At 73.7% G+C, this 26,114-nt stretch carries 22 protein-coding genes; 7 read left to right on the top strand and 15 right to left on the bottom strand.

Going from position 1 to position 26,114, the window contains the following annotated elements:
* Positions 1 to 11: 11 nt before the first annotated feature.
* The 8 genes from V6U89_RS00205 to V6U89_RS00170 form a co-directional block, all read right to left on the bottom strand.
* Entirely contained in the window at positions 12 to 770 is a 759-nt protein-coding gene (locus V6U89_RS00205) for a MerR family transcriptional regulator (protein WP_334568502.1), read from the bottom strand.
* 164 nt (positions 771 to 934) lie between these two features.
* Positions 935 to 1,573, bottom strand: coding sequence for a hypothetical protein (locus V6U89_RS00200; protein ID WP_334568501.1), 639 nt, complete (start codon positions 1,571 to 1,573; stop codon positions 935 to 937).
* Positions 1,574 to 1,719: 146 nt separating this feature from the next.
* Positions 1,720 to 3,999 carry a putative bifunctional diguanylate cyclase/phosphodiesterase gene (locus tag V6U89_RS00195; protein WP_334568500.1) on the bottom strand — a complete coding sequence of 760 codons (2,280 nt, stop codon included), beginning with the start codon at positions 3,997 to 3,999 and terminating at the stop codon, positions 1,720 to 1,722.
* 178 nt (positions 4,000 to 4,177) lie between these two features.
* A complete protein-coding gene (locus V6U89_RS00190) occupies positions 4,178 to 5,689 on the bottom strand; it encodes a hypothetical protein (RefSeq protein ID WP_334568499.1) in 1,512 nt (503 codons plus the stop codon).
* A 49-nt stretch (positions 5,690 to 5,738) separates the two neighbouring features.
* Positions 5,739 to 6,827, bottom strand: a complete 1,089-nt coding sequence (locus V6U89_RS00185) for a hypothetical protein (RefSeq protein ID WP_334568498.1) — start codon at positions 6,825 to 6,827, stop codon at positions 5,739 to 5,741.
* Positions 6,824 to 8,227 carry an MFS transporter gene (locus V6U89_RS00180; protein WP_334568497.1) on the bottom strand — a complete coding sequence of 468 codons (1,404 nt, stop codon included), beginning with the start codon at positions 8,225 to 8,227 and terminating at the stop codon, positions 6,824 to 6,826. Before V6U89_RS00180 ends, V6U89_RS00185 begins: the two co-directional genes overlap by 4 nt.
* A gap of 268 nt (positions 8,228 to 8,495) precedes the next feature.
* On the bottom strand, positions 8,496 to 8,729 hold the full coding sequence (locus V6U89_RS00175; RefSeq protein WP_088963789.1) for a zinc-ribbon domain-containing protein: 234 nt from the start codon (positions 8,727 to 8,729) through the stop codon (positions 8,496 to 8,498).
* A gap of 41 nt (positions 8,730 to 8,770) precedes the next feature.
* Positions 8,771 to 9,064 (bottom strand): hypothetical protein, encoded by a 294-nt coding sequence (locus V6U89_RS00170; RefSeq protein ID WP_334568496.1) that lies wholly within the window; start codon positions 9,062 to 9,064, stop codon positions 8,771 to 8,773.
* Positions 9,065 to 9,518: 454 nt separating this feature from the next.
* On the opposite strand from V6U89_RS00170, the gene V6U89_RS00165 reads away from it, so the two are divergent.
* The 3 genes from V6U89_RS00165 to V6U89_RS00155 all read left to right on the top strand — a co-directional run bounded on the left by V6U89_RS00165 (position 9,519) and on the right by V6U89_RS00155 (position 14,317).
* On the top strand, positions 9,519 to 10,709 hold the full coding sequence (locus V6U89_RS00165) for a low temperature requirement protein A (RefSeq protein ID WP_334568494.1): 1,191 nt from the start codon (positions 9,519 to 9,521) through the stop codon (positions 10,707 to 10,709).
* 194 nt (positions 10,710 to 10,903) lie between these two features.
* Positions 10,904 to 12,877, top strand: a complete 1,974-nt coding sequence (locus V6U89_RS00160) for a potassium transporter Kup (RefSeq protein WP_334568492.1) — start codon at positions 10,904 to 10,906, stop codon at positions 12,875 to 12,877.
* Between the two features lie 279 nt (positions 12,878 to 13,156).
* Positions 13,157 to 14,317 (top strand): FUSC family protein, encoded by a 1,161-nt coding sequence (locus tag V6U89_RS00155; RefSeq protein WP_334568491.1) that lies wholly within the window; start codon positions 13,157 to 13,159, stop codon positions 14,315 to 14,317.
* 726 nt (positions 14,318 to 15,043) lie between these two features.
* Here V6U89_RS00155 and V6U89_RS00150 read toward each other — a convergent pair.
* The 4 genes from V6U89_RS00150 to V6U89_RS00135 form a co-directional block, all read right to left on the bottom strand.
* A complete protein-coding gene (locus V6U89_RS00150; RefSeq protein ID WP_334568490.1) occupies positions 15,044 to 15,898 on the bottom strand; it encodes an SRPBCC family protein in 855 nt (284 codons plus the stop codon).
* The gene (locus tag V6U89_RS00145) at positions 15,891 to 16,451 is read right to left on the bottom strand and encodes a winged helix-turn-helix domain-containing protein (protein ID WP_088963794.1); all 561 of its coding nucleotides are present in this window, start codon (positions 16,449 to 16,451) and stop codon (positions 15,891 to 15,893) included. The genes V6U89_RS00150 and V6U89_RS00145 overlap by 8 nt, the downstream gene beginning before the upstream one ends.
* A gap of 94 nt (positions 16,452 to 16,545) precedes the next feature.
* On the bottom strand, positions 16,546 to 17,892 hold the full coding sequence (locus V6U89_RS00140; protein WP_334568489.1) for a class I SAM-dependent methyltransferase: 1,347 nt from the start codon (positions 17,890 to 17,892) through the stop codon (positions 16,546 to 16,548).
* Positions 17,889 to 19,271 carry an FAD-binding oxidoreductase gene (locus tag V6U89_RS00135; protein WP_334568488.1) on the bottom strand — a complete coding sequence of 461 codons (1,383 nt, stop codon included), beginning with the start codon at positions 19,269 to 19,271 and terminating at the stop codon, positions 17,889 to 17,891. Before V6U89_RS00135 ends, V6U89_RS00140 begins: the two co-directional genes overlap by 4 nt.
* Positions 19,272 to 19,364: 93 nt before the next feature.
* On the opposite strand from V6U89_RS00135, the gene V6U89_RS00130 reads away from it, so the two are divergent.
* From V6U89_RS00130 to V6U89_RS00120, 3 genes are read left to right on the top strand one after another with little or no spacing between them, the layout of a single operon-like run.
* Positions 19,365 to 19,835, top strand: coding sequence for an aminoacyl-tRNA deacylase (locus V6U89_RS00130; RefSeq protein ID WP_334568487.1), 471 nt, complete (start codon positions 19,365 to 19,367; stop codon positions 19,833 to 19,835).
* Between the two features lie 50 nt (positions 19,836 to 19,885).
* The gene (locus V6U89_RS00125) at positions 19,886 to 20,170 is read left to right on the top strand and encodes a DUF427 domain-containing protein (protein WP_280841445.1); all 285 of its coding nucleotides are present in this window, start codon (positions 19,886 to 19,888) and stop codon (positions 20,168 to 20,170) included.
* 57 nt (positions 20,171 to 20,227) lie between these two features.
* Positions 20,228 to 20,944 carry an RICIN domain-containing protein gene (locus V6U89_RS00120; protein ID WP_334568486.1) on the top strand — a complete coding sequence of 239 codons (717 nt, stop codon included), beginning with the start codon at positions 20,228 to 20,230 and terminating at the stop codon, positions 20,942 to 20,944.
* Between the two features lie 5 nt (positions 20,945 to 20,949).
* On the opposite strand, the gene V6U89_RS00115 is transcribed toward V6U89_RS00120, so the two are convergent.
* Positions 20,950 to 22,299, bottom strand: coding sequence for an MFS transporter (locus tag V6U89_RS00115; protein ID WP_334568484.1), 1,350 nt, complete (start codon positions 22,297 to 22,299; stop codon positions 20,950 to 20,952).
* A 1-nt stretch (position 22,300) separates the two neighbouring features.
* Here V6U89_RS00115 and V6U89_RS00110 point away from each other — a divergent pair, with 1 nt between their 5' ends.
* Complete coding sequence (locus tag V6U89_RS00110; protein WP_334568483.1) at positions 22,301 to 23,293, top strand: GlxA family transcriptional regulator; 993 nt, start codon at positions 22,301 to 22,303, stop codon at positions 23,291 to 23,293.
* 234 nt (positions 23,294 to 23,527) lie between these two features.
* Here the strand turns inward: V6U89_RS00110 and V6U89_RS00105 are convergent, their stop codons facing one another.
* Together V6U89_RS00105 and V6U89_RS00100 are read right to left on the bottom strand one after the other, a co-directional pair.
* Positions 23,528 to 24,043 (bottom strand): hypothetical protein, encoded by a 516-nt coding sequence (locus V6U89_RS00105; protein WP_334568482.1) that lies wholly within the window; start codon positions 24,041 to 24,043, stop codon positions 23,528 to 23,530.
* 118 nt (positions 24,044 to 24,161) lie between these two features.
* Positions 24,162 to 26,114, bottom strand: coding sequence for a vWA domain-containing protein (locus V6U89_RS00100; protein WP_334568481.1), 1,953 nt, complete (start codon positions 26,112 to 26,114; stop codon positions 24,162 to 24,164).

Here is a 26,114-nt window from a genome sequence, read left to right as displayed (position 1 = left end):
CCCACACCGGCTCAGGCGCGCGTGATCGCGTTGGCGTGGATCGCCTCGTTCAGGTACGCGGCCATGCCCGGCGCGATCGCCTCGTAGTGCGCGGTGAACCTCGGGTCCGCCAGGTACATGTCGGCCAGCCCGGTGTGGATCTCGTAGGAGCAGTCGTAGAACCAGCGGCTGATCAACTGCCGGTGCTCCTCGGCCAGCGCCATCGCCGCCGGCGAGTCCGCCGCCGCACCGGACGCCATCACCTCGACGAACCGCCGCCCCCAGTCCTCGTTCTCCGCCTTGTTGCGCAGCCAGTCCTCCTTCGAGTAGCCGGCCGCCCGCCGGTTCGACTCCCGGTACGCGTCGGTGCCGCCCCAGCGCTGCTCGGCCTCCTCGGCGTGCGCGTCCGGGTCGAAGTCCCCGAAGACCTCGAACCGCTCCTCCGGGGTCAGATTGATGTTCATCCTTCTCGCCTCCATCGCGAGCTCGATCGCGGTGACCATCTCCTGGAGCTTCCCGATCCGCCCGCTGAGCAGCTCGTGCTGCCGGCGCAGGTGCGCCGCCGGGTCGGCGGTCGGGTCGTCGAGGATCGCCGCGATCTCCTCCAGCGGGAACCCCAGCTCCCGGTAGAACCGGATGTGCTGCAGGCGCTCCAAGTCCGCGTCGTCGTAGCGGCGATAGCCCGCCGCGGTGCGTCCGCTGGGCGACAGCAGCCCGATCTCGTCGTAGTGGTGCAGCGTCCGGACCGTCACCCGGGCCGCCTTCGCCACCTGACCCACCGTGTACGCCATGGTTTCCCTCCCTTCCGCGACCAAGGCTCCCGCCTGCCGTTGCGTGAGGGTCAAGCCCGATTCTGCGCGCCGCGTCACACCCTCGCCGGGGATCGGCGCGGCGGCACACGCGAACGCCCCCGGCCTCCGAGAGGGTGGAGAGGCCGGGGGCGTCCGGGGCGGGATCAGGCGGTGACCCGGTCCTTCGCCCGCTCCGGGGCGGCGAAGGCCTCGCTGGCCGGGGTGCGGAAGGCGTGCACCAGGCCGGCGATCGAGAGCAGCAGGAGCAGCCCCGCGCCGACGAAGGTCACCAGCGCCGCCTGCTCGGCCTTGCGGCCGAACTCGCTGAAGCCGTACGAGGTGAGCAGCAGGCCGCGCAGCGTCTCGCCCTTGAACACGGTGTCCCGCTGGCCGCTGACCTCGGCGAGCTGCTTCTGCAGGTCGGCCAGGGCCGGGTCGTTGGTCCTGGTGGCCTGCTCCACCTTGGCGCGCAGCTCGGTCTGCGGCTCACCGAGGTCGGCGTAGGTTTTGCCGCCGGCGATCGAGGTCAGGTGCAGCCCGATGAACTGGTTGGCGTAGCACTCCGCCTGCTTGCCGGTGGTCAGCTTCTGGCCGGCGTACTCGACCAGGCAGTCGGCCTTCTTCTCCTCGTCGGTCAGCTGGTCGGCCGGCTTGAAGCTGATGTGCTGGGCACCGAGCTGGTCGCGTACGTAGTCGTTGGCGAAGTTCGCGTTCGAGGTGAGGACGATGCCGGCCACCAGCAGCAGGACGGTGAGGCCCAGTCCGCCGATGCTGAACAGCAGGTCCAGGGTGCGCCGCTTCATGTCGTATCTCCCGGTGACGGTGGGGCGTCGTTGGTGTCGGCTCCCATCGTGCGGCGGCTCGGGCGGTCCCGGTCAGGGCCGAACCCCCCGTCCCTCCCGGGACCTTCGACTCCCGTCGTCGGGGGCCGTCCGGCCGGGTCGACCGGTCAGACCGGGGCGGAGACCGGGTGCAGGTCGGCCAGGTGGCCGGGCCGACCGTAGCGGTAGCCCTGCCCGTGCACGCAGCCGATCGCGGTGACCGCCGCATGCTGCTCCTCGGTCTCCACGCCCTCGGCCACCACCGCCAGGTCGAACGCGCCGGCCAGCCGGGTCACCATCTCCACTGTCGCGTACGCGCGGGTGTCGGTGTCGAGCCGGGAGACGAACGACCGGTCGATCTTCAGCTCGGTGGCCGGGATGCGGTGCAGGTAGCTCAGCGACGAGTAGCCGGTGCCGAAGTCGTCGATGGCGATCCGGATGCCCAGCTCGCGGAGCTGGCCCAGCCGCTCCAGCACCGCCTCGCTGCCGTCGATCAGCGCCGACTCGGTCAGCTCCAGGGTCAGCGCGCGGGGGGCCAGCCCGGCGCTCGCGGTGGCTGCGGTGACGGTGGCGATCAGGTCCGGCCGGCGCAGGTGCGCGGCGGCGATGTTCACCGCCACGGTGGCCTCCGGCGCCCGTTCCCGCCAGGTCGCGGCGGCCCGGCAGGCCTCGTGGATCACCCAGCGGTCGATCGGCACGATCAGGCCGGCCTCCTCGGCCAGCGGCAGGAACGCGGCCGGCCCGAGCAGCCCCAGCCGGGGATGCCGCCAGCGGACCAGCGCCTCCGCGCTGCGGACCGCGCCGGTGGCCAGGTCGACGATCGGCTGGTAGTCGAGGTGCAGCTGCTGCTCGTCGACCGCCCGGCGCAGGTCGGCGATCAGCTCCGCCCGGGTCACCGCCGACTCCCGCAGCCCCGGCGTGCAGGTCCGGTACGCCGACTTCCCGGCAGCCTTGGCCGCGTACATCGCGATGTCGGCGTCGCGCAGCAGGTCGGTGTGGGAGGCGTGCTGCGGGCCGTACTCGGCGATGCCGATGCTGGCCGACGGGTGGATGCCGACGTCCTCCTCGCCCGCCGAGGGTTGCAGGGCGGCGAGCAGCCGCTCGGCGAGCCGTTCCGGCGCGACCGGTCGGTCCCCGTCGACCAGCACGGCGAACTCGTCCCCACCGAGCCGGGCGATGGTCCCGTCGTCGCCGACCGCGTCCCGCATCCGGTCGGCGATGCTGGTCAGCAGGGTGTCCCCGGTGGCGTGCCCGAACCGGTCGTTGACCTGCTTGAACCCGTCCAGGTCCAGCAGCAGGACGGCGACCGGCGGCCCGTCGCGCAGCGCCCGGCGCAGCCGCCGGTTGAACATCAGCCGGTTGGGCAGGCCGGTGAGCTGGTCGGCGTAGGCGAGCCGGCGCAGCCGCGCCACCAGGCGGAGGTTCTCGTTGGCGGCCAGCCCCTGCCGCAGCGCCAGCACGCCGAGCAGCGCCATCATGCCGATGAAGACCAGGTGCGGGGTCTGCCCGGTGGGGTGCCGGGCGAGCACCACCGCGATGATCGCCCCGCCCACCGGCAGGTACGGCAGGGCGACCCGCCACCAGGGCGGCAGCGGCGACTCGACGCCCTCGTCGCCGCCCTCGCCGACCGGCGGCGGCGGGTACGTGGTGGCCACGCCGATCAGCAGGTAGCTCAGCGGCCAGCAGACGTCGATCACCTGCCCGGGGGCGTAGGTGCCGTCCGCGACGAGCGAGACGTAGACCGCGTCGGCGCCGGCCCGGGTGGCCAGGCTCGCGCCGATCAGGGTCAGCGGCCGCCAGATCGGGCGGGACGGGCCGGCCACCGCCACCAGGATGGTCAGCTGCATCAGGTCGAGCATCGGGTAGAGCAGGCCGAAGGTGCGCAGCGGGTCGGCCAGGTCGGCGGCGGCGATGTCCTGGAACACCACCACCCAGCCGATCGGGATCAGGGCCAGCGCGACGATCACCCCGTCGAGCAGGGTGCGGGCCCGGCCCACCGCGCTGCGCGGGGCGGCGAGCGAGCAGAGCAGGGCCGCGGTGCCGGTGAGGATGCCGGCGGTGAAGACGGCACCGATCAGCGGGGTGTGCGGCAGTGTCTCGCCGCCGAGGCGCTCGATGGTCCACAGGGTACGGCCGGCGGCGGCGAGGGCCATGGTGACGGCCAGCATCGTCCAGAACCGGCGCAGCGTCGCGGGGTGCCGGCGGGCCGCGCCGACGCAGGCGAGGGCCGACCACCCGGCCACCGAGATCGCGCCGACGTCACCGGCCAGGGCGGCACCGGGCAGCGCGGCCGTCAGCCAGACCGCCTCGACGAGGACGACCAGCGCCGCGACAACCGCGCCGACCCGCCGGGCGCGGGTCGGACGGGGCGGCGCGACGGCCTCTTGGCGGGCGTCATCGGGCAGCACGATGGTCGCTCCGACTCTCTCTCCTGTGCGCACCTCGACGGTGAGGACCGATCACGGGCGGCGAACCATCGAAGCCTAGTCAGCACCGGGGCGCCTCGCCAGGGCCGATGGACCCGGGCGGCACCGTCCGTCCAGGACGGTCCGACCGCCGACACGAGCCGCGCCCGTTCGGGAGGGTTCAGGCCCACTCCTCGGCGGCGTCGCTCGCGGCGGGCGCATCGTCGGCGCGGGTGGGCGGGGGGCCGCCGTGCGTCCACGGGGTCTCCTCCGGTGTCGGGAACGCCCCCGCAGGCAGGAACGCCTCGGACAGGGTGGTGTAGCAGAGCCGCTCCCCCACCTCCGGCACGCTGCCCGGCGGCGCGGTCAGCCCCCGGCCCATCGCGCCGGAGAGCTCCAGCACCACCTCGGTCTTGCCGTCCGCCGCCGGGGTCAGGAAGACCACTCTGGCCTTCTGGGTGGGCCGGGCCGGCGAGTAGAGCGTCGTGCCGACCGGCACCAGCACCGGTTCGGTGGTGACGAGCTGGATCCGGGGGCGCAGCACCGGCCGCTTCCCCGTGTCGTCGACCCGCTTCGGGTCGGCCAGCGTCACGTCCCCGACGAACGCCTCCCCGGTCAGCCGGTGCTCGGCCATCACCAGCGGGTCGTCGTAGGCGCGCTGCACCGCGTACGTGGTCAGGGCGCGCTCCAGCCGGTGCAGCCGCTGGGCGGCCACCACCGCGCCGTCGCGCCGGGGCTGCGGGCCGCCGCCCGCGTCGACGTGCTCGGCGTGGCCGGTGAAGGCGTCCTTGTCGCCGTCCCAGCGGCCGCCCACCCGGGCCCCGGGCGGCAGGGCCCGCAGCAGCCCGACGCCGCGCCACATCAGCTCCCAGGTGGGTGCCAGCTGGTCGCGAAGCACCCGCTCCAGCTCCGCGTACGCCGCGGCGCGCGCCACCGGGTCGTCCCCCGCGTCGGCGTACGCGGCGACGGCCGGGGCGAGCACCCGGTTGTCGAACTCCGGATCGGTGGCCGGGCCGGCGGGCGGACAGAGCGCCGGGTCCTCGGCCCGGGCGGCCGCCTGCGCCCCGGTCAGCCCGGCCGGCGGATCGATCCAGCCGAGCAGCGCCGGCAGGTGCAGGTCCTCCACCACGCTCTGGCCGGTGGCCCAGTGCAGGCTCAGCGCGTCGGTCATCGCCACCAGCGCCGACGAGCCGGGGTGCTCGGCCCGCTCGGCGAAGAAGGTCAGCCAGCGCCCGAGCAGCGGCACCGACGGGTGCACCGGATGATCGCCGTCCGGGCGGCGGAACCGGGTGGAGCGGCCCAGCAGCCGCAGGAAGGTGATCCCGGCCGGGTTCGGCACCAGCAACTGCGGCGCGTCGACGTACCGGTGCCGGACGTCCCGACCCCGGTCGATCGGCACCGCCTCGGTGCCGTCGCGGAACCCGTCGAGGTACGGCAGCACGATGGTGGCCAGCTCAGCGGCGAACCGGAAGCGCTGGTCCCGGTTGCGGGGCTGCGGCACGATCAGCAGCCGCGCCTCGTCGGGGGCCGCGCCGACCAGCATCGCCAGGGGCGCGTTCGCCTCGCCGGCCATGGCCAGCGGCACCAGCACCAGCGGGCGCGCGGACAGGTGCAGGTGCCGGACGGTGGCCACCGGCTGGGCCACCCCGGCGGCCAGCGCCTGCGCCCTGGCGAGAGCCCGGAGCGTACTCATGCGGGCCGCCGGATCGGGGCGGCCGGCGCGCGGCGGGCGCGGGGCGTACTCATGCGGGGTTCCCGGCGAGGGCGTCGGCGCGCAGCCGGGCGGCGGCCCGCAGCAGCGCGGCTGCCTCCTCCTGCTCGGGCTCGGGGGCGCGCTCGCCGGTCGCCAGCGCCAGCACCTCGGCGACGGTGGCGACGCCGCCCAGCGCCTCGCGGACCGGCCGACCCAGCGCCCCGGTGTGCCCGCCCGCCTCGCTGCGGCAGAAGTACGCCAGCTCGCAACTGGCCAGGCAATCCGGCGCGTAGCGGGCCGGCACCCGGCGCAGGCCGGCGGCCAGCGCCGCCGGGTCGGCGGTCGGGTCGGCGGTGAAGTCCGCCGGCACGGTGTCGAGCAGCGCGTCCAGCTTCGCCATCCGGTCGAGCTGCCGGCGCAGCACCAGCAGCTGCTTGCGAACGTCGAGCAGGCTGGCCACCGGCCGGTTGCCGAAGTCGCGCGGGCAGATCAGCACCACGTCGGGCGAGACCAGCTCCTCGGGGTGCCCCTCGGCGGCGAGCAGCTCGCGCAACGCCAGCACGTAGACGGCGGACTGGATGGCCGCGGCGGCCACCTTCGCCGGGTCGGCCTGCCCGTCGACCACCGGGAACGACTTGATCTCCACCACGTGGAACCGGCCGCCGAGCCGGGCGGCGACCAGGTCGGGCTCCAGGTGCACCCGCTGACCGGCGACGTCCAGACCGAGCAGCGGGTGGTCGAAGAGCGCCGCCTCGGGCCCCGGCGTGGTCAGCGCCCGGCGGGACCGCTCGTGCCGGTCCGGCAGGTCGTCCGCGCCGCCCAGATCCGTCCAGCCGGCCCGCTCCGGCACCGGTACGCCGAGCCGCTCGGCGACCAGCCGCAGCAGCTCCGCCCCGCCGTCGGCCTTCACCTGCGCCTCGAAGGCGTTGCCACGGGTGATGGCGAACCGCGACTGCCCGAAGCGGGCCGGGAAGCCGATCGCCTCCGCCAGCCTCGGCTTGTCCACCCCGGCGCCGTCCAGCACCGCCCGACGGGCGCAGCCCGGGTTGCCGGTGAGCGCGGCGATGGTCCGGGCGTTGTGCCGCTTCGGGGGCAGGTCGCCGCGGATCGCGGCCAGGCGCTGCGCGGTGCTCGTCACGATCCGCCAGGATAGGCGCTCAGCGCCGGTTCGGCCGGGACGCGGGCCCGGCGGACCAGCACGGCGGTCGCCACCGCCGCGAGCAGGGCCACGCCGGCCATCGCCCAGAGCACGGTACGCAGGCCGCCGGTGAAGCCGGGATCGGCGAGCCGGCCGGCGGTGGTGCTGGCCAGCACCGCGCCGACCACCGCGATGGCGACCGTCTCGCTGGCCAGCCGAGCCGTGTTGATCATCCCGGCGCCGGTGGCCGCCCGGTGCGCGGCGACGCTGCCGATCGCCATGGCGTCGAGCAGGCCGATCGACAACCCCACCCCCACGCCGATGGTCAGCAGCGGGCCGGCCAGGGCGGCGGTGCCGCTGTCCGGGGCGAGCACGGTGGCCCAGGCGGCGCCCACCGCGACCACCACCACCGAGGTGACGATCACCGCCGGGGCCGGCACCAGCCGGGTCAGGGCACCGCTGAGCAACGGCAGCACCAGCGTCGGCGCGGTCAGCAGGATGAGCGTGGCGCCGGCCGCGCCGGGGCTCATCCCGACCACCGTGGTCAGGTACGACGGCAGGTAGACCAGCAGCGGCACCAGCACCGCGACGATGGTGGCCGCCGCCAGGCAGATGCCGAGGAAGCGGGGGCTCGCCAGCAGGGCCAGGTCGAACATCGGCTCGGGCCGCCGGCGTTCCACCCGGACGAAGGCCACCAGCAGGGCCACCGCCGCGGTGAAGGCCGCCACGATCACCGGTGCCGACCAGCCCAGCTCGGGACCCTGCACGAAACCGAAGATGAGCAGCAGCAGTGCAGCGGTGAAGGTGACCGTCCCGGGCCAGTCGATCCGCCCGGCGTGGGGCTGGCGGGACTCGGGCAGCAGCGGGGTGAGCGCCAGCACCGCCACGGCGGCCAGCGCCGGCGCGGCGAAGACCGCCCGCCAGCCGAACGCGGAGATCAGCAGGCCGGCGATGGAGGGCCCGAAGGCCAGGCCGACGCCGATGGTCGTACCGAAGATGCTGAACACCCGGGCGCGGGCCCGGCCCGGGAAGGCGTGGGCCAGCAGGGCCGAGGCGCTGGTCGCGGCGGCGGCCGCGCCGACGCCGGCCAGCGCGCGCAGCAGGTCGAGCAGCACGATGTTCCCGGCGACCGAGGCGAGCAGCCCGGAGCCGGCGAAGATCGCGACGCCGGTGGCGAAGACCCGACGCCGGCCGAGCAGGTCCGCCAGCGCCCCGGTGGCCAGCATGAAGCTGGCGAAGGTGGCGTTGTAGCCGTTCACCACCCACTGCACGCCAGCCAGCCCGGCGTCGAGGTCCCGCCCGATGTCCGGCAGCGCGACCGACGCGCCGGTCAGCGAGACCGGCAGCGAGAGGGTGGACAGCAGGACGGCGACCAGCACGACGGCCGGGTGGTTACGCAAAGATTCTCCCCGTTCGGACGGCGGCCCCAGCCTAGAACGCGGAGGTGGGCAGGCATCCGGTACGGGCGGAAGATCACATGGTCAGCGCTCGGCGGACCGGTTCCAGGGTGAGCGGGGCGAACGGGCCCCGGCCAGCGGCCGGCTGCGGCGGCGGTGCCGGCGACGGCCCGGGGTGCAGGGCGGACGGGAGACGGTGTGCACCGGCGCGGGGGCCGGCACGACCGGTTGCCGGCCGATCAGCCAGCAGAGGAAGCGGGCCATCGCCGGGTCAGCCGACCGGGAGGCTGCGAGCCTCGTCCTTCGAGATGCCGTACTCGGCCCCGCAGAACGAGCACTGCTGCACGTAGCGGGTGCGGACCGGGAACAGCGGAATGAAGAAGAGGGTGAACTTCGTCGACCGGCGGGTGATCACCTGCGCGGCCCGGTTGCCGCAGTTGCGGCAGACCGCGGTGACCACGCCGGACCGGTTGACGGACGTGCGCAGTCCGAAGATGAAGAACATCGCCGGCCTGTACCCGCCGGAGGGCGCTCACACACCCGTTCTCAGGAAGTGGTTCGCCGCCACGGCCGACGGGCGTCGAGCTGGACGGCGAGCAGCTCCAGGAACTCCCGGAACCGCTCCTCGTCGTGCGGGGTGGGCAGCTCGTCGGTCAGCGGGCCACGGTGCCGCCGGGCCCGGGCGATCGCCGCGGCGTAGACGCGCGGACCGGCGCCGAACAACCGGCGCTCGACCATCGCCTCGGCCATCCGGACGGCGGCCACGTCGTCCAGCTCGGCGGTGAAGATCAACCCGTAGAGGATCTGGTTGACGACAGCCTTCCAGTCGTCGCGGGGCATCGCGGTCCTCCTCGGTCAGTCCGTCGCCGGTGAGCGGTGCCGATGACATGATCCACCCGGGTCCGGCCGCGACCCGGTGGACCCGCCGTACCGGTGCGTCGGCGAAGATTTCTCGCCCGGCGGTGTCCGGATCCGGGTCCGGCGTTCGTCACCCTGGTGAGACCACGACACCGAGGAGCGCCGACCGATGAAGTTCATGATGTTCGTCTGCGCCGACACCGAGCCCACTGGATCCAGCATGCGCGACGCGCGCCTCAGGCGGTGGATCCACCGGTGCGACAGTCGAGCTGTCAGGTACCCGCCGCCGTGACCCACGATTCGTCGTACCCGGCACGGCCCTGCACCGGGCAGGTCGTGAATCCAGCGTGATTGCCCGCGGAAGGTGCTAGGACTGCTCTGTGAGCTGCATCGACGGAACGACGCGCTGATCGTGGCAGCGAAGGCGACAAGACGCTTGGAGCCCATCGCCGGCGAATACGGCGGCGCGACGTTCCTGGAGTTGTTCTTCGACCTGGTCTTCGTGTTCGCCCTCACCCGCATCTCCACCCGCGCCTTCGAGGACCTCGCGCTGGAACCCGGCGGCGGCCAGGCGTGGATGGCCATCACCGGCGGCGGGAAGACACTTCTGCTGCTGCTCGCACTCTGGGGCGTGTGGCAAGGCACGGCGTGGACCACCAGCCGCTACGACCCGCAGCACATCTGGCTGCAGACGATAGTGATGACCGCGCTGGTGGCCAGCATGGTGATGGGCGTGGCCATCCCTCGGGCGTTCACCGAGACCGGTCTGATGTTCGCCATCGCCTACGTGATCGCCCAACTGTCCCGCCCGCTGATCCTGCTCGTCGCCCTCGGCCCGCACCCGTACCGCCGGCTGAAACTGCGCATGGCCATCACCTTCACCGCCACCGGCGTGCTCTGGATCGTCGGGGCACTGCTGCCGACCAACCCACGAGTGGTCTGCTGGGTCGGCGCGCTCGCCGTCGAGTACGCGGCGGTACGCCTCGGCTGGCCGGTGCCCGGGCTGGGCCGCTCCACCATGTCGAAGTGGGACATCGCCGGCGAACACCTGGCTGAGCGCTACCAACAGTTCTTCCTCGTCGCTCTCGGCGAGACGATCCTGGTCGCCGGCTTCGCCTACAGCACGGACCCGCACGGAGCCGGCCGCACCATCGCCTTCGCGCTGGCCCTGGCAACCGCGATCGCCATGTGGCGCATCTACGTCCAGCGGGCCGGGCAGATCCTCGGCGAGGCCGTCGCCAAGGCCCGACACCCGGCAACCATCGGCCGCTCCGCCGCCGACACCCACGCCGTCATGGTGATCGGCCTGACCGCCACGGCGATCGGCTACGAACTGGTCATCGAACACCCCAGCAGGCACCTCGAACCCGCCTGGCTCGCGATGGTGATCGGTGGACCCGTGCTGTTCCTCGCCGGACGGGCCCGCCTCGAATACGAGGTCTTCGCCCGGGTGTCCCCGTCACGCTGGATCGCCATCCTGGCCCTACTCGCCCTCACACCGGTCCTGCCCCACGCTCCCGCACTGCTGGCCGCCGCGGGCGCCCTGGTCGTGTTGGCCGCGGTGGGCGTCGCCGACACCCGACGCGCACGCGGCGACACCGCCGAGGCAGCGGCACCGCCCTTCTGACGCTGCCGTCCGAGCCGGTCGGCGCCGCGCAGACAGCTGGCGCGCTGGCAACAGGCCTCACGGCATGACGGCGTGACCCAGTTCCCCGTGGGCACGACTGCCGAAGCCCTTCCCCGCTACGCCCTTCAAGGCTGGGTTGACCAAAGTTCGGAGTCCCGGACAGGCGCGTCGTACCGGCTGCTATGCCTGTGAGGGTGACGAACCGGGCGAACAACGCGCAGCCCACGCCGGGCGGCCAGGGACCAGGAGAGGACGCTGGGTCCCAGCCATCGCCGGCGGGCCACCCGAAGGCGGGCCTGGGCCTGTTGCTGGGCGCGTTGGGGGTGGTGTACGGCGATATCGGCACGAGCCCGCTGTACGCGTTGAAGACAGTCTTCACTCTGGACCGCAGCCTGACGCCGGACGCTCCCGACGTGTTCGGTGTGATCTCGTGGGTTTTCTGGTCGATCATCCTGATCGTGTCGGTCAAGTACGTCATCTTCATCCTGCGGGCCGACAACGAGGGCGAGGGTGGGGTGATGGCCTTGGCCGCCCTCGCCCGAAGGGCGCTGCTCAACGTCAGTGAAAGGCGCGCCGCATCCGTGCTGGCGCTTGGGGCGCTCGGCGCCGCCTTGTTCTACGGCGACAGTGTGATCACCCCGGCGATCTCGGTGTTGTCGGCGGTGGAAGGGCTGGAGGTCATCTCCCCGGGATGGGAGGTGATCGTGCTGCCGGCGTCGGCGGTGATCATCACCCTGCTGTTCGCCATCCAGCGCTGGGGCACCGGACGGGTCGGGGCCGTCTTTGGGCCGATCATGCTGCTCTGGTTCGCCTCCCTGGGCGTCGCCGGCGCAGCCGAGGTGATACGTCACCCGAGCGTTCTGGCCGGACTGTCACCGACGTACGCGGCCCTGTTCGTCGTCGACCACCCGATCATCGCGTTCATCGCGATGGGCGCCGTGGTGCTGGCGATCACCGGCGCCGAAGCGCTCTACGCCGACATGGGGCACTTCGGCCGCGCCCCGATCCGCCGGGCCTGGTTCGTGATCGTCTTCCCCGCCCTGACCCTGAATTACCTCGGCCAGGGCGCACTGATCCTCCGGGCGCCAGAGAGCCGGGACAATCCGTTCTTCCTGCTGCTACCAGGCTGGGCGCAACTGCCGATGGTCGCCCTGGCCACCGTTGCCACCGTGATCGCGTCCCAGTCGGTGATCACCGGAGCGTTCTCGGTGTCCCGGGAGGCCATGCGGCTGGGCTTCCTGCCGCACCTGCGCATCCGGCAGACCTCCCGCCGCCAGTACGGACAGATTTACGCCCCAGGTGTGAACTGGAGCCTGTTCGCGGCAGTCCTCGTGGTGGTGTTCGCATTCGGCTCGTCCACGAACCTCGCCGCCGCGTACGGGGTCGCGGTTACCGGCACCTTCCTGATCACCACGACCCTTTTTCTGGTCGTCGCGCGAGCGCGATGGCGCTGGACGATCTGGCGGCTGGCGCTGTTCGGGCTCGTCTTCGGCAGCATTGAGCTGACCTTCTTCACCGCGAACCTGGCCAAGGTCACCCACGGCGGTTGGCTGACGCTGCTCATCGCGATCATTCTGTTCACGGTCCTGCTCACATGGCGACGCGGCGCCGAACTCGTCACCGCCCGGCGGATCGAACGCGAAGGCCCCCTCCCCGACTTCATCGACACCCTGCACGCCACGAACATCCCCTGGGTCCCGGGCACCGCGGTGTTTCCCCACCCGAACAAGGAGACCACGCCCCTGGCACTGCGCGCGAACGTCGCGTACTACCACGTCCGCCACGAAAGAATCGTGATCATTACGGGTCGCACTGCCAACGTCCCGCACATCCCCTGGAATCAGCGCCTCACCATCGATGACCTCGGCGACCCGAACGACGGCATCATCCACATCGACGCCCTCTTCGGCTTCCAGGATCCCACCGACTTCCCCGAGGTACTTCGCCGCGCCGCCGCTCACCCCCTCGCCGAGGGAATGCACCTCGACCTCGACCAGGTCTCGTACTTCGTCTCAAAGATCACTCTGCGTTGCACCCGCCGGCCCGGCATGGCCATTTGGCGTAAGCGCCTGTTCATCGCCCTCGCCCACAACGCCGCCAGCCACGCCGAGTTCCTCCACCTGCCCGAGGAACGCACCATCGTCCTCAGCGCCGAAATCGCGGTCTGAACCTGTCTCGATGCTGGTTCGAGGGCCTGGCGTTCAGGAGGGCGAGCAGCCCGCGCTCCCGTGGCCGCTGATCCCCACGCCCCGGCAGACCACGTCCGACAACACGGTCAGTTCGGTGGTCATCCGCACAGCGTAGGCGGGCCGGCGGACGATCTGCTCCGCCGGCACCCGGTGGCCGGGCAGAGCCGTCCGAAACAGGGCACCGCACAGGATTTGCCCGGCCGACAGCGGGTAGGCCCGGCCGTGGTCGGTGCGGGTCCGCCGGAAGAGCGCAGCGAGATGCGTGCCGACCACGAGCGCGCGACGGCCGCGCGGCTGTCCCGTCGCTGGGCCGGGGTCCTGCGCGACCGGCTGCGCCGGGTGCGGGCCGGTGCCGGCCTGGCCGCCCAGGCCGGGCTGGCAGCGGGCCTGTCCTGGTGGGCCGCCGACTCCCTGCTCAACATCCCGCAGCCGTTGTTCGCGCCCATCTCGGCGGTCGCCACATTGGCCGCGTCGGTCGGTCAGCGGCTGCGCCGGACGATCGAGCTGGTCATCGGCGTGGCGGTCGGCATCCTCATCGGCGACCTGCTGATCTACCTGCTCGGCGCGGGCCCATGGCAGCTCGGCCTGATCGTGGTGCTGGCCGTCCTGGTGGCCGCGTTCGTGGGTCGCAGCCCCGCGCTGGTGGTCCAGGCAGGGGCGACGGCGGTCCTGATCGGCACGTTGGCGCCTTCGGTACCGAACGTTGAGCTTCCCCGGTTCGGCAGTGCGTTGATCGGCGGCGCGGTGGCCCTGATGGTGACCACGGTGCTGTTGCCGCTGAACCCGCTCCGGACGATCAACCGGGCCGCCGGGCCGGCACTGGACCTGCTCATCGACCAACTCGACGCCACTGCCACCGCGCTGCGGCAGCGGGACGCCGCCCAGGCGCAGGAGGCCCTCGAGAGGCTCCGGAACAACAAGAAGGAACTCAGCTCCTTCGGCGAGGCGGCGCAGGCCGCCCGGGAGGCGACCACCCTCTCCCCGGTGTTCTGGAGCGCCCGGGAAGGACCACTCGGCCGGTACGCCCTAGCCGTGGATCCGATCGACCGGACCATGCGGAACAGCGGCACCCTGATTCGCCGGGCCATCACCCTGATCGAGGACGGCGAGCCGGTACCGGAGTCGATGCCGGCGGCGGTGTCGGCGCTCGCCGAGGCGACCCGGACGCTACGTCGTGAGTTCGCGCGCGGGGCGGCTGAGGCCGACCGGACCCGGGAGCGGGCGTTGCGGGCGGTGGCCGAGGCCGGGCGCGCCTACCGGAGCGGGGTGGGCTTCTCCGGATCGGTCGTGGTCGCCCAGGTCCGCACGGCGGTCAGTGACCTGCTGGTAGCCACCGACCTGGCGCAGGACGACGCGAACCAGCTGGTCCGGCAGGCCTTCGGCCCGCTCACTCCGCCTGGAGAACAACGTCCGGCATGAGCCGCATCTTCGGTCTCGCGCGGACGTTGCCGAGCTGACCGCCCGCCACGGCGACCCGGTACGCGCCGCCGCGCTGTTCCGCGCCGCCGCCGACCTGGTCGGCTCCGACCAGGAACGCCGGGCGCTGCTGCGCCGCGCGGGCGAGTTGGACCGCTGACGCCGCGCGACCGTCCCGCCGCCACCCACCGGGTTCGGGGTCGGTGGGTGGCGGCGGGACGGCCGGCGGTCCGACCAGCGCGGAGGCGCCTGCCGGCCGGGAGGCCGTCGGTGATCGACGAGCATCCGCCCAGGCACACCTGTCGAGCGACCTCAGGGGCAGACGTCACCAGGCCGCCGCCACCACGACATGGGTGTGCGAGCCCTTTCGAGCTGATGACGTGAACGAATCGGGGCTAGCGAGGCGACCGACGCGGTGGCCTCCACCATGGACGGCTTCAAGTACCCCGGGCCGCCGGGCGCCCCGGCCGGTGCCGGATGAATCGTTTGCGTCATCAGCTCGAAAGGGCACCGACAGCCCCTTGCCGCCCGGCCACACCCGATCAGCCCATCCCGCCCGAGGTGCTCGGGCGGGCACCGCGCACAAGCACGAGCAACCCGGAGCAGCCCCCGCCGGACCACCGCCGGTCGACGCGCCAGGGGTCACGCCGGAACCGGCTCAGGCTGCACGGACGGCGCGGGCGCACCTCCAGAGGTGCGGCCCGCGCCGGCGCAAGAGGGCGGGACGGGTCAGGCGCCGGTGGGCAGCTCCTCCATGACCCAGATCGGCTGCCAGTCGGCCATCTCGTGGTAACGGCGCAGCTCGGACAGGCCGGCCACCGACCCGCTCCAGGCCGCGTACGGCGGGTTGCCCTCGTCGAAGCCGCTCTGCACGAAGGTCAGCTTGGTCTTGCCGTCGGACTCGGCCAGCTCCCAGGTGCTGATGCCGGTCGGCCCCCAGTCGACGGACATCCGGTGGCCGGGTTCCAGGTCGACCACCTTGGCCGCGTACCCGGCCTCGAAGCCGCCCATGGCGTACCGGCCGCCGACCCAGGGCTCGATGCCGATCGGGTACCCGAACCAGGCGCTGGCCTGGGCGGAGTCGGTCAGCGACTGCCAGACCCGCTCGACCGGTGCGCCGATCAGCAGCTCGCCGCGCAGGTCGGCGGAGGTGAAGTCGGTCTTCGGCAGCAGCGGGCGCCCCTCCAGGTGCGCGGCGAGGTTGGCGATCGACAGGCTCCACCAGGTCTGGAGCACCCCGCGGATGGTGCTGCCGTCCATCGCCTCGGCGAAGGTGAAGTGGCTCTGGGTGAGGGTCAGCAGGGTGCTGCCCGGGCCCTCGGGCGTCAGGGCTATCTCGCTGGTGGTCTCCACCCCGTCGAGCAGCCAGGCGAAGCGCAGCGTGTCCTCGTCGGCGTGCAGCAGGCGCTGGTGCGGCGCGTCGCCCTCGGGCGTGAAGCGGCCCCAGAACTCGTACCGTCGGGGCAGCTCCACCTCGGCGTGCTCGGCGAACCAGACGCGCAGCTCGGCCGGGTCGGTCAGGGCGCGCCGGACGGCCTCGACCGGCGCGGCGAGACGGGCACCCAGCTTCAACGAATCACTCACGGTCGTCCCCCTTGGGGTAGCAGGCCACGGCGAGCTTGAAGGCGTCCCCCTCGGCGCCGCCGTAGCGTGTGAACAGGTCCCGCAGCGTGGACTGCAGGTCGTGCAGGAACTCCTGCCGGCGCTCGGCCGGCACCCGGATCTCGCCGGACACCCCGATGGAGGGCAGCTCCGGCGCGGACCGGTCGAGGGCGGCGACGTCCGCCTGGACCTCCTCCATCAGGTCGAGCAGGTAGCCCAGGCTGAGCTCGTCCCGGGCCCGGCGCACCCCGCCGACCCGCCCCACCAGGCGGGGCGAGAGCCAGTACGACCGGGCGGCGGCCTGGTAGATGCCCTCGCTGATGCCGCGCACCTTCCGGCTCGACACCTGCTCGACCAGGCCGGCCGCCACCAACTGCTTGACGTGGTAGTAGACGCGCTGCGGCGTCTGCTCCAGCCGGGTGGCGACCTCGGTGCAGGTGCGGGGCTCGGCCAACTGCCGCAGCACCTCGACGCGCTGCGGCTTGAGCAGGACCTCGGCCTGCTCGATCTGCTCCAGGTACATGACGTCTCTCATCGCACAAATGAGCTTGTACGTAAAAACTCTCTTTGTCAATAGGGTCGAGGAAAGCCGCGCCGACCCGGCGCGGCTTTCCTCGGCGGTTCCGCGGTCAGGGCGTCCAGTCGGGACGCAGCGGATACGACGTCTGCCCCGCCGGCCCGTTGCGGGTGGCCAGCACCTGGTGCAGCTGGATGCCGTTGGTCTCGAAGGCCAGCCGCGACCCGGCCATGTAGAGGCCCCACACCCGCGCGGTGCCCTGCCCCACCTCCGAGACGCAGAAATCCCAGTTCTCGACGAGGTTGCGGCACCAGGCGGCCAGGGTCAGCGCGTAGTGCTGCCGCAGGTTCTCCTCGTGGTGGACCTCCAGCCCCACGTCGTGGATCTCACTGATCAGCCGGCCCGGCCCGGCCAGCTCGCCGTCCGGGAAGACGTACCGGTCGATGAAGGCGCCGGAGCGGTGCGGGGCCCGGTTGTCGGCCCGGGTGATGCAGTGGTTGAGCAGCCGGCCGTCCGGCCGCAGCCGGTCGCGCAGCGCCCCGAAGTACGCCGGGTAGTTGCGCACCCCGATGTGCTCGGTCAGCCCGATCGAGGAGACCACGTCGAACTGCTGGCGCGGGGCGTCCCGGTAGTCCAGGTGGCGCACCTCGGCCAGCTCGGTCAGCCCCTCCCGCTCGATCGCCGCCTGCGCCCACCGCGCCTGCTCCCGGGACAGGGTGACGCCGAGCGCCTTCACGCCGTACTCCCGGGCGGCGTGCCGGACCATGCCGCCCCAGCCGCAGCCCACGTCGAGCAGCCGCATCCCCGGCTTGAGCGCCAGCTTGCCGGCGACCAGGTCGTACTTGGCCGCCTGGGCCTGCTCCAGCGTGTCGCCTGGACTGTGGAACACCGCGCAGGTGTACGTCATGGACGGGCCGAGCACCTTCTCGTAGAAGGCGTTCGAGACGTCGTAGTGGTGCGAGATGGCGGTGCTGTCCCGTAGGCGGGAGTGCCGCAGCCCGTTCATCACCCGCCGCCAGCGCGGCTGCGCCTCCTGCGGCGGGGGCGGCGGGGGCAGCAGCCGCTCCCAGCCCAGCCCGCGCACCAGCGCCAGCCCCTCGGCCAGCGACGGGGTACGCACCCGCAGCTCGTCCTTGAGCACCCGCAACGCCTCGTACGGGTCGCCGGGGTGCACGCCCGCCAACTGGAGGTCGCCGCTGACGTACGCCCGCGCCATGCCCAGGTCACCGGGGGCGGTGAGCAGGTACGTCAGACCACGCTCGGAGCAGATGGACAGGGTGATCCCGCTGTCGGCCGGGCCGATCGCGCTGCCGTCGTACCCGGTGATCCGCACCGGCAGCTCCCCGGTGGTCAGCGCCCGGACGACGTCGGCGACGGTGGGGCCGGTGCGCCGGCCCCCGGCCGGCGGTGGTGTGGCGGGGGAACCGCTCGCCCCCTGTTCTCGGTCGGTCAGGCTCATTTTCGTGCTACCGCCTTCTCGTAGAGTCCGGTGAGCCGGTGATCCGGGTCGTAGCGGTCCTTCACGGCGCGCCAGGTCTCCCCGCCGTAGAGCCGGTCGAAGGCCGCTCGGTCGTAGTACGCGTCCGAGTAGAGGGACTTGTGACCACCCATGTCGGACACCGCCCGCTCGATCGAGCGGTTCACGTCGCCGTCGGCCGCTCCCTCGGCGATCGGCACACTTCCCCAGAAACCGATGTTGACGTAGGTCTGCCCCGGCCGGAGCGGATACAGCGGCCAGGACCGCGCCGAGCCCGGCCCGGCCGGCTCGCGCAACCGCAGCGGGCAGAGCCAGACCGGGTTCATGCCCACGTTGGCGGCGAACCAGCGGAGGAAGTCGGCGGTGGCCTCCAGCGGGATCTCGACGTCCTGCACCACCCGCTCGCGGGCCGGACGCCCGCGCCAGCGGTCGACCCGCGCGGCGACCTGGTGCCGGTGTTCCAGCCGGACCAGCCGGTGGTAGAAGTCGCTGCGCCGCCACCGGGCCGGCCAGAGCCGACGGACGACCGGGTGCTGCACCCCGAACGCCGCCGAGCACCAGAACCAGTCGGTGTCCCAGCGCCAGAGGTAGTCGTGGGTGGTCAGCGCGTCGCGGGTGCGCCGGCGCAGCGACCGGTAGTAGATCTCCTGGCCGGTGTAGTCGCTGAGCTGCGGCGCGTCGTCGGTGAAGGTGCCCAGGGTCAGGTACGCCTCGCCGGGGCTGAACATCACCCCGTCCATCGCGTCGACGGGCTGCCCCTCCCACTCGCCCTTGACGACCACGTCACCGATCGCCTCGGTCAGCTCCTCCAGCCGGCTGAAGCGCACGTTGCGCAGCGCCACGGCGTGGCGTACGGGCTGGAGCTCGATACGCAGCCGGGTCGCGTAGCCGAGGCTGCCCAGCGAGTTGGGGAAGGCGGCGAAGAGGTCGGCGTGCTCGCCCTCCGGGCGGGCGGTGAGGATCTCGCCAGCCCCGGTGAGCACGTCCATCTCGGTCACCGACTCGTGCGGCAGGCCGTTGCGGAACGAGGTCGACTCGATGCCCAGCCCGGTGACCGCGCCGCCCAGGGTGATCGTGCGCAACTGCGGCACGACCAGCGGCATCAGTCCGTGCGGGAGGGTGGCGGCGACCAGGTCCTCGTACGTGCACATGCCCTGCACGTCGGCGGTGCGGGCCCTCGGGTCGACCGCCAGCACGCCGTCCAGCCCGGACACGTCCAGGCCTGGCGAGCTGGTGGTCGCCCGGGGGCGGAACAGATTCGAGGTGCGTTTGGCGAGGCGGACGGGTTCCCCGAGGGGTACCGCGGCGTACGACCGCCGCAACGTGTCGACCGCCTGTTCATGATCACGCAGCGCGCGCATGAGATCACCTTACGCGCCGAACCGCCCGCGCGTGGGAGGTCCACGGTGGCCTTTTCGCCACCACGATCGGACGATCCCGTTACCGTGGCGGACGTGCCGTCGCCCGCCCTCGCCGCCCTGGACGCCGCCGGTCTGCCGTACCGGGTGATCCGGCACGGGCCGGTACGCAGCCTCGCCGAGGCCGCCGCCGCCCGCGGCGTCGCGGTGCCGGACGTGGTGAAGACGATCGTGGTCCGCCGCGGCCCGGACGACCATCTCTTCGTGCTCACCCCGGGCGACCGGGTGATCTCCTGGCCCAAGCTGCGCGCGCTGCTCGGCGTCAACCGGCTCTCCATGCCGGACGCGGCAGCGGCCCGCGACGCCACCGGCTACGAGCGCGGCACCATCACCCCGTTCGGCGCGACCACCGCCTGGCCGGTCGTCGCCGACGAGCGGCTGCGCGGCCGGGAGATCACCCTCGGCGCGGGCGAGCACGGCGCGGCCGTCGCGCTGGACGCCGACGCGGCGATCACCACGCTCGGGGCGACGGTCGCCGACGTGACCGACCCGGAGCCCGCACGCTGACCCGCCGCCGATCGGTGGTCGGTACGGGGCGGACGGCATAGCGTGGAGCCATGCCGAAAGCCGTCTGGAACGACCTGGTGATCGCGGAGAGCGACGACACCGTCCTGGTGGAGGGCAACCACTACTTCCCCCGCGCCGCCCTGCGCGACGACCTGATCCGGGAGTCCGCCACCCACACGTTCTGCCCGTGGAAGGGCACCGCCTCCTACTACACGCTCGAGCACGACGGCCGGACCAGCGCCGACGCCGTCTGGTACTACCCGGACCCGAAGCCCGACGCCGAGATGGTGCGCGACCGGGTGGCGTTCTGGAAGGACGTCACGGTCGTCGACTGAGTCACCGCCGGCCGGGCCGGGTGGCCATCGACCGGTCCGGTGGGTCAGGATTCCCCCATGTCCGTCCCCGACGAACACCACGACCCGGCCGGCACCGTCTACGGCGCCCGCCGGGCCGCCCGCCCCGGGCTGCCCCGGGACCCGCTGATCCGGTTCGCGCTGGCCGCCGGGCTGGTCGGCGTACTGGTGGGGGTCTTCTTCGCCACCGGCGTGCTCGGCGGCGGCGACCAGCCGGTGGTGCCGGCGTCGGCCGCCTCCGCGCCCCCGGCGCAGCCGCCGTCGCCGGAGGTCACCGAACCGGCCGCGACCACCCCCGCCGCGCCCTCGCCGACCGCCGCGCCCACCACCCCGCCCGCCCCGGTGGCCGGGCCGAAGGTGTTCCGGGCGGTGGCCTCCGGCCTCTGCGTCGGCACCGACGGCGACGACGAGAAGGCCGTTGCCGAGCTGGCGGCCTGCACCGGTGGGCCGGAACAGCAGTGGGTCGCCAACCCGGTCGCCCCGGACCTGGTCACCCTCACCAACACGGCGTACGGCCAGTGCCTGGACGTCGAGGGCGGCAGCACCGACGACGACGCGAAGCTCCAGCAGTATCCGTGCCACGGCCAGGCCAACCAGCAGTGGCGGCTGACCCCGGTCGGTACCGGCCCGGTGCTGCTGGTGGCGGTGCACTCCGGCAAGTGCGCCGAGGTCGAGGACGGCGGCACCGAGGCCGGCGACGAGATCCGGCAGGTCCCTTGCACCGGCGCCGCCCAGCAGCAGTGGACGGTGGGCTGACCCCCTCAGCCCCGGTAGCTCCAGGCCCGGGCCGGCGGCGCCACCACGGGCACGGGTACCGGCACCGGTTCCCGGCGGCGCAGCAGCAGCGAGAGCCCGGCCGCGCCGATCGACAGCGCCCCGGCGACGTACCAGGCCAGCGCGTAGTCACCGAGGCGGTCGCGGACCAGGCCCGCCCCGGTCGCGGCGATCGCCGCGCCGAACTGGTGGGCGGCGAAGACCCAGCCGAAGACCACCGCGCCCGCCGCGCCGAAGTACTCCCGGCACAGCGCGACGGTCGGCGGCACGGTGGCCACCCAGTCCAGGCCGTAGAAGATGATGAAGACCAGCATGCTCGGCTCGGCCGTGCCGGCGAAGAGGCCGGGCAGCACCAGCAGCGACCCGCCGCGCAGCGCGTAGTAGGCGCCGAGCAGCAGCCGGCTGTCCACCCGGTCGGTGAGCCAGCCGGAGGCGATGGTGCCGACGATGTCGAAGAGCCCGACCAGGGCGAGCAGCCCCGCGGCGGTGGTCTCCGGCATGCCGTGGTCGTGCGCGGCGGGCACGAAGTGGGTGCCGACCAGCCCGTTGGTGGTCGCGCCGCAGATCGCGAACCCGCCGGCGAGCAGCCAGAACGGGCGGGTCCGGGCAGCCGCGGCCAGCGCGCCGACGGCCCGGGAGGCGGCGCCGCCCGTCGTCGGCGCGGGCGGCACGACCTCCGCCGCGCCGTAGGCGGGCAGGCCGAGATCCGCCGGGTGCTCCCGCAGCAGCCAGGCCACCAGGGGTACGACCGCCAGCGCCGCCCCGGCGACGACGAGTGCCGCCGTGCGCCACCCGTGGTCGCGGACCAGCACGGCGAGCAGCGGCAGGAAGACCAGTTGCCCGGCCGCCCCGCCGGCGGTCAGCACCCCGGTGACCAGCCCGCGACGGCGGACGAACCAGCGCCCGGTGACCGTGGCCACGAAGGCGAGCGCCATCGACCCGGTGCCCAGCCCGACGAGCACCCCCCAGCAGAGGATCAGCTGCCAGCTGGCCGTCATGAACACCGTCAGGCCGCTGCCGGCCGCCACCAGCGCCAGCGCGCCGGCCACCACCCGTCGGACGCCGAACCGGTCCATCAGCGCGGCGGCGAACGGCGCGGTCAGCCCGTAGAGCAGCAGGTTGACCGAGACGGCGGCGGAGACGGTGGCCAGCGGCCAGCCGAACTCGGCGTGCAGCGGGTGCAGCAGGACCGAGGGGGTGGCCCGGAAGCCGGCGGCGCCGACCAGCGCGACGAACGCGACGGCGGCGACCAGCCAGGCGGGGTGGAGACGGCGGGTTCGGTTCACGATACGAGTCTCGACGGCCGGCCGGCGGACGACGAGTGGCCGGAAAGCCATCATGCGCAATAATCGGGCCATGACGATCGTCCCGCACCGGGTGGCGGTGCTCGCCATCGACCAGGTGGTCGGCCTCGACCTCGGCACCCCCTCCCAGGTCTTCGGCACCGCCCGCACCAAGGACCTGCGGCCGCTCTACACGGTCGACGCCTGCACGCCGGGGGGCCGCCCGGTGCGCAGCACCGCCGGGTACCAGGTGCTGCCCGACCATGGGCTCGAACTGGTCGAGGCCGCCGACACGGTGGTCGTACCGGGCATCCACGGCGGTCCGGCGCTGACCGACGGCATCCTCGACCCGGAGGTGGCGGCGGCGCTGCGGGCGGCCCACGAGCGGGGCGCGCGGATCATGTCGATCTGCACCGGCGCGTTCGTGCTGGCCGCCGCCGGGCTGCTCGACGGCCGCCGGGCCACCACCCACTGGGCGTACGCGGAGGAGTTCCGCCGGCTGCACCCGGCGGTCGACCTGGACCCCGACGTGCTCTTCATCGACTCCGACGACGTGCTCACCTCGGCCGGGGTGGCCGCCGGCCTCGACCTGTGCCTGCACGTCATCCGCACCGACCACGGCAGCGAGGTGGCCAACCGCTCGGCGCGGCGCTGCGTGGTGCCGCCGTGGCGCGACGGCGGCCAGGCCCAGTACATCGAGCGGCCGGTGCCCCACCGGGCGGGGACCGGCACCGCCGGCACCCGGGAGTGGGCCCGGCAACGGCTGCACGAGCCGGTCACCCTGCGCGACCTGGCCGAACACGCGCGGATGAGTGTGCGCACCTTCACCCGGCACTTCCGTTCCGAGACCGGGCTGAGCCCCGCCCAGTGGCTGCTCCAGGAGCGCACCGACCACGCCCGGCTGCTGCTGGAGACGACCGACCTGACCGTCGACCAGGTGGCCCACCGCTGCGGCTTCGGCACCGCCGCCGCCCTGCGCCAGCAGCTCCGCCAGCGCATCGGCGTCGCGCCGAGCGCGTACCGCCGGGCGTTCCACCGGCACCCCTGATCCGTGAGCGAGCCGGGGTCGAGCGGACGAACTGGTCGCGATGTGGGGCCGGCGCCCGCGCACCCGTGCCCGGCGGTCGGGCATCGGGATCGGGGGTCGGGACGGGCTCGGTCGGCCGGATCAGGGTGAGGCGGCGCGGAGCCCGTGCAGGGCGGCGGTGGCGGCGGAGAACTCCGCCAGCCCACGTCGTGGCAGAGCGGGCCCGTCCCGCGTCGGCTCACCGCACCGGCTGGCTCACGACCCGACCGACCGGTCGACGGTCGGCCGGTCGACGACGGGCGCCCCCGGCGGCGTCCGCAGGACCCGGAGCTGCGCGAGGTGTTTCGGCAGGTGGACGCGGGCGTGCAGGTCCAGGGTGCGCGACCACGGCAGGGTGTCGTCGACGACCAGGTCGAAGCCCTCCCGCAGGTGGGTGTCGACCGCGGTGTCCGCCGCCGGGCCGAGCCGGTCCACCAGGGCGCAGAGCTTCTGGCTGGTGGCCCGCAGCAGGGTGGCCAGCCCGTCCAGGCCGCCGCAGTCGACGACCAGCGCGTCCACCTGGGGGCGGTGGATGGTCTCCAGGTCGTAGTAGGCGAAGGGCGAGCCGGCGAGGACCGCCTCGGTGGCCTCGCTCATCAGCTCGTCGTTGGCCGCCAGGTGGGCCACGATCTGCTCGGCGGTCAGCTGCCCGTGCGGCGGCTCGCCGAAGCCGCCCGCCTCCACCTCGGCGAGCAGTTCGTCGTAGATCCGCCGCAGCCCCGCGCTCTCCACGTCCCCAGTCAACCCCGCCGACCGGCGCGGACCGGGGCGTTACCGCACCGGGATCACCCGGACGGGCGGTTCCGCGCCGGCCCCGCCGGGTGGTTCAGCGCCGGCCCCGCCGGGTGGTTCAGCGCCGGCCCCGCCGGGCGCGCAGGTAGTCGGAGACGACGTACTCACCGAGGTCGTCGAGGTCGGGGGTGAACATCCGGCCCTTCGAGCGGCGGGCCACCGCGTCGACGAAGCGGCGCAGCCCCGGATCGTCGCCGAGCATGAAGAGGTTGAGCGTGGCGCCGTAGCGGGTCAGCTTGTCCACCTCGCGGATGGTCGCCTCGATCGTCTCCGGCAGCGGCGGCCAGTGGAACAGCGCCTCCCCGTCGTCGGGGTCGAGGTGGGCGGTCGGCTCGCCGTCGGTGACCACCAGCACCACCGGCTCCGCGCCCGGGTGCCGGCGCAGGTGCCGCCCGGCCAGCCGCAGCGCGTGCTGGAGGTTGGTGCCCTGCTGCATGTCCGGCTCCACCGCGGCCAGCTCCTGCTGGGTCAGCGTCAGCGCCTCCCGGCCGAAGCCGACGATCTCCAGGGCGTCCTGCGGGAAGCGGGTCGCCACCAGGTGCGACAACGCCAGCGCCGTCTGCTTCATCGGGCCCCAGCGCCCCTGCGAGATCATCGAGTACGACAGGTCGACGCAGAGCGCCACCGCCGCCGAGGCCCGGCGCTCGGTCTCCACCACCTCGAAGTCGGAGACGTCGAGCTGGACCGGCACCGTGGGGCCGGCCCGGCGGACCGCCCGGGTGAGGGTGCGGACCACGTCCAGCGGCTGCTCGTCGCCGTACTCCCAGGGCCGGGACGCCCCGCTGACCTCGCCGGCCGCGCCCGCCGAGCGCAGGTCGTGCTGACCGCGCGGCCCGGCCGTGAGGTCGGCGAAGACCCGCCGCAGCGCGGTGCCGGCGAGCCGGCGCAGCGCCTTCGGGCTCAGGGTGAGCCCGTCGGCGTCTCGGCTCACCCACCCCTGCCGGCGCAGTTCCCGCTCCAGCTCCCGCAGCCGGCGGACGTCGTCGGCGGCGTCGCGGCCCAGCGTCCGGGCCACCGCCTCGACGTCCACGTCGTCGAGGGTCGCGCCGGGGTGCTCCTGGTCGAGGGAGTCGAGCAGGTCGTCCAGCTCGCCGATCTCGTCGAGCGCGCCGGCCGCCTCGCCGTAGCCGAGCGGCTGGTCACCGCGGACCCGCTCGCCGCGGTGCCAGTTCAGGTCGGGGCGCAGCGCCCGCAGGTGCCCGTCCAGCGCGGACAGCTCGCCGGCCAGCCGGTCGCCGAGGGACTGCCGCATCAGCCCGGCCAGCTCCTCGCGCTGCCGGTCCGACAGCGACCGCATCAGCCGCTCCCCGGCGGCCGAGCGGCGGGCGAGCACGTCGACCAGCTCGTCGACGTCCTTCGGCTGCTCCGGGAAGAACTCGCCGTGCCGGCGCATGAACTCGGCGAACGCGTCGGTGGTGTCCTCGGCGCGGGCGTGCCGGGCCAGCAGGTCGTTGAGGTCCCGCATCATCTCGGCCAACTGCCGCTGCACCGCCGGGTCGGCGGCGGCCCGCGCCGCGTCGCGCAGCCCGGCGAAGCGCTGCTCCAGCACCTCGCCGCGCAGCCCGTCGAGGATCCGCTGGTACGTCCGCCGCGCCTCGTCGCTGGCCCACTCGTAGCCGGCCAGCTCCTGCACCGCGCGGGCGGTGGAGCGGGGCAGGTTGTCCAGCACCGCCTCGGCGAACCGCGCGTCGTCGTCGGCGCGCCCGCGCAGCTCGTCGCGTTCCGCCGCCAGCGCCTGGTCGAGCAGCGCCCGGGAGCGGGTCACCGCCCCGTCCAGGTCGCCCCGGCGCAGCGCCTCCCGGCGCAGCCGGCGGGCCCGGGCGGCCAGGTCGTCCAGGCCGCCGCGCCCCTGCGGGCCCCGCCGCAGCAGGTCGCGCAGCGCGTCCCGCAGGCTGCCGCCGGCCAGCACCTCCGCGCCGACGGCGTCCACCGCGGCCCGGACGTCGTACGGCGGGGCGAGCGGGTCGGGCCCGCCGCGCCACTGGCCGTACCGGAACCGGTTGCCGGCCAC

The sequence above is a fragment of the Micromonospora sp. CPCC 206171 genome, assembly GCF_036906755.1.
Classification (GTDB): domain Bacteria; phylum Actinomycetota; class Actinomycetes; order Mycobacteriales; family Micromonosporaceae; genus Micromonospora; species Micromonospora purpureochromogenes.
The sequence above is the reverse complement of the archived record's forward strand: the minus strand, read 5'-3'. Positions and strand labels throughout refer to the sequence as shown.

What these genes read in the sequence shown, in the direction of transcription:
- V6U89_RS00205 (WP_334568502.1), bottom strand. Translation starts at nt 770, where the DNA reads ATGGCGTACACGGTGGGTCAGGTGGCGAAGGCGGCCCGGGTGACGGTC.
- V6U89_RS00200 (WP_334568501.1), bottom strand. Translation starts at nt 1,573, where the DNA reads ATGAAGCGGCGCACCCTGGACCTGCTGTTCAGCATCGGCGGACTGGGC.
- V6U89_RS00190 (WP_334568499.1), bottom strand. Translation starts at nt 5,689, where the DNA reads ATGAGTACGCTCCGGGCTCTCGCCAGGGCGCAGGCGCTGGCCGCCGGG.
- V6U89_RS00175 (WP_088963789.1), bottom strand. Translation starts at nt 8,729, where the DNA reads ATGTTCTTCATCTTCGGACTGCGCACGTCCGTCAACCGGTCCGGCGTG.
- V6U89_RS00170 (WP_334568496.1), bottom strand. Translation starts at nt 9,064, where the DNA reads ATGCCCCGCGACGACTGGAAGGCTGTCGTCAACCAGATCCTCTACGGG.
- V6U89_RS00155 (WP_334568491.1), top strand. Translation starts at nt 13,157, where the DNA reads ATGCGTGCCGACCACGAGCGCGCGACGGCCGCGCGGCTGTCCCGTCGC.
- V6U89_RS00145 (WP_088963794.1), bottom strand. Translation starts at nt 16,451, where the DNA reads ATGAGAGACGTCATGTACCTGGAGCAGATCGAGCAGGCCGAGGTCCTG.
- V6U89_RS00140 (WP_334568489.1), bottom strand. Translation starts at nt 17,892, where the DNA reads ATGAGCCTGACCGACCGAGAACAGGGGGCGAGCGGTTCCCCCGCCACA.
- V6U89_RS00135 (WP_334568488.1), bottom strand. Translation starts at nt 19,271, where the DNA reads ATGCGCGCGCTGCGTGATCATGAACAGGCGGTCGACACGTTGCGGCGG.
- V6U89_RS00125 (WP_280841445.1), top strand. Translation starts at nt 19,886, where the DNA reads ATGCCGAAAGCCGTCTGGAACGACCTGGTGATCGCGGAGAGCGACGAC.
- V6U89_RS00120 (WP_334568486.1), top strand. Translation starts at nt 20,228, where the DNA reads ATGTCCGTCCCCGACGAACACCACGACCCGGCCGGCACCGTCTACGGC.
- V6U89_RS00115 (WP_334568484.1), bottom strand. Translation starts at nt 22,299, where the DNA reads ATGGCTTTCCGGCCACTCGTCGTCCGCCGGCCGGCCGTCGAGACTCGT.
- V6U89_RS00110 (WP_334568483.1), top strand. Translation starts at nt 22,301, where the DNA reads ATGCGCAATAATCGGGCCATGACGATCGTCCCGCACCGGGTGGCGGTG.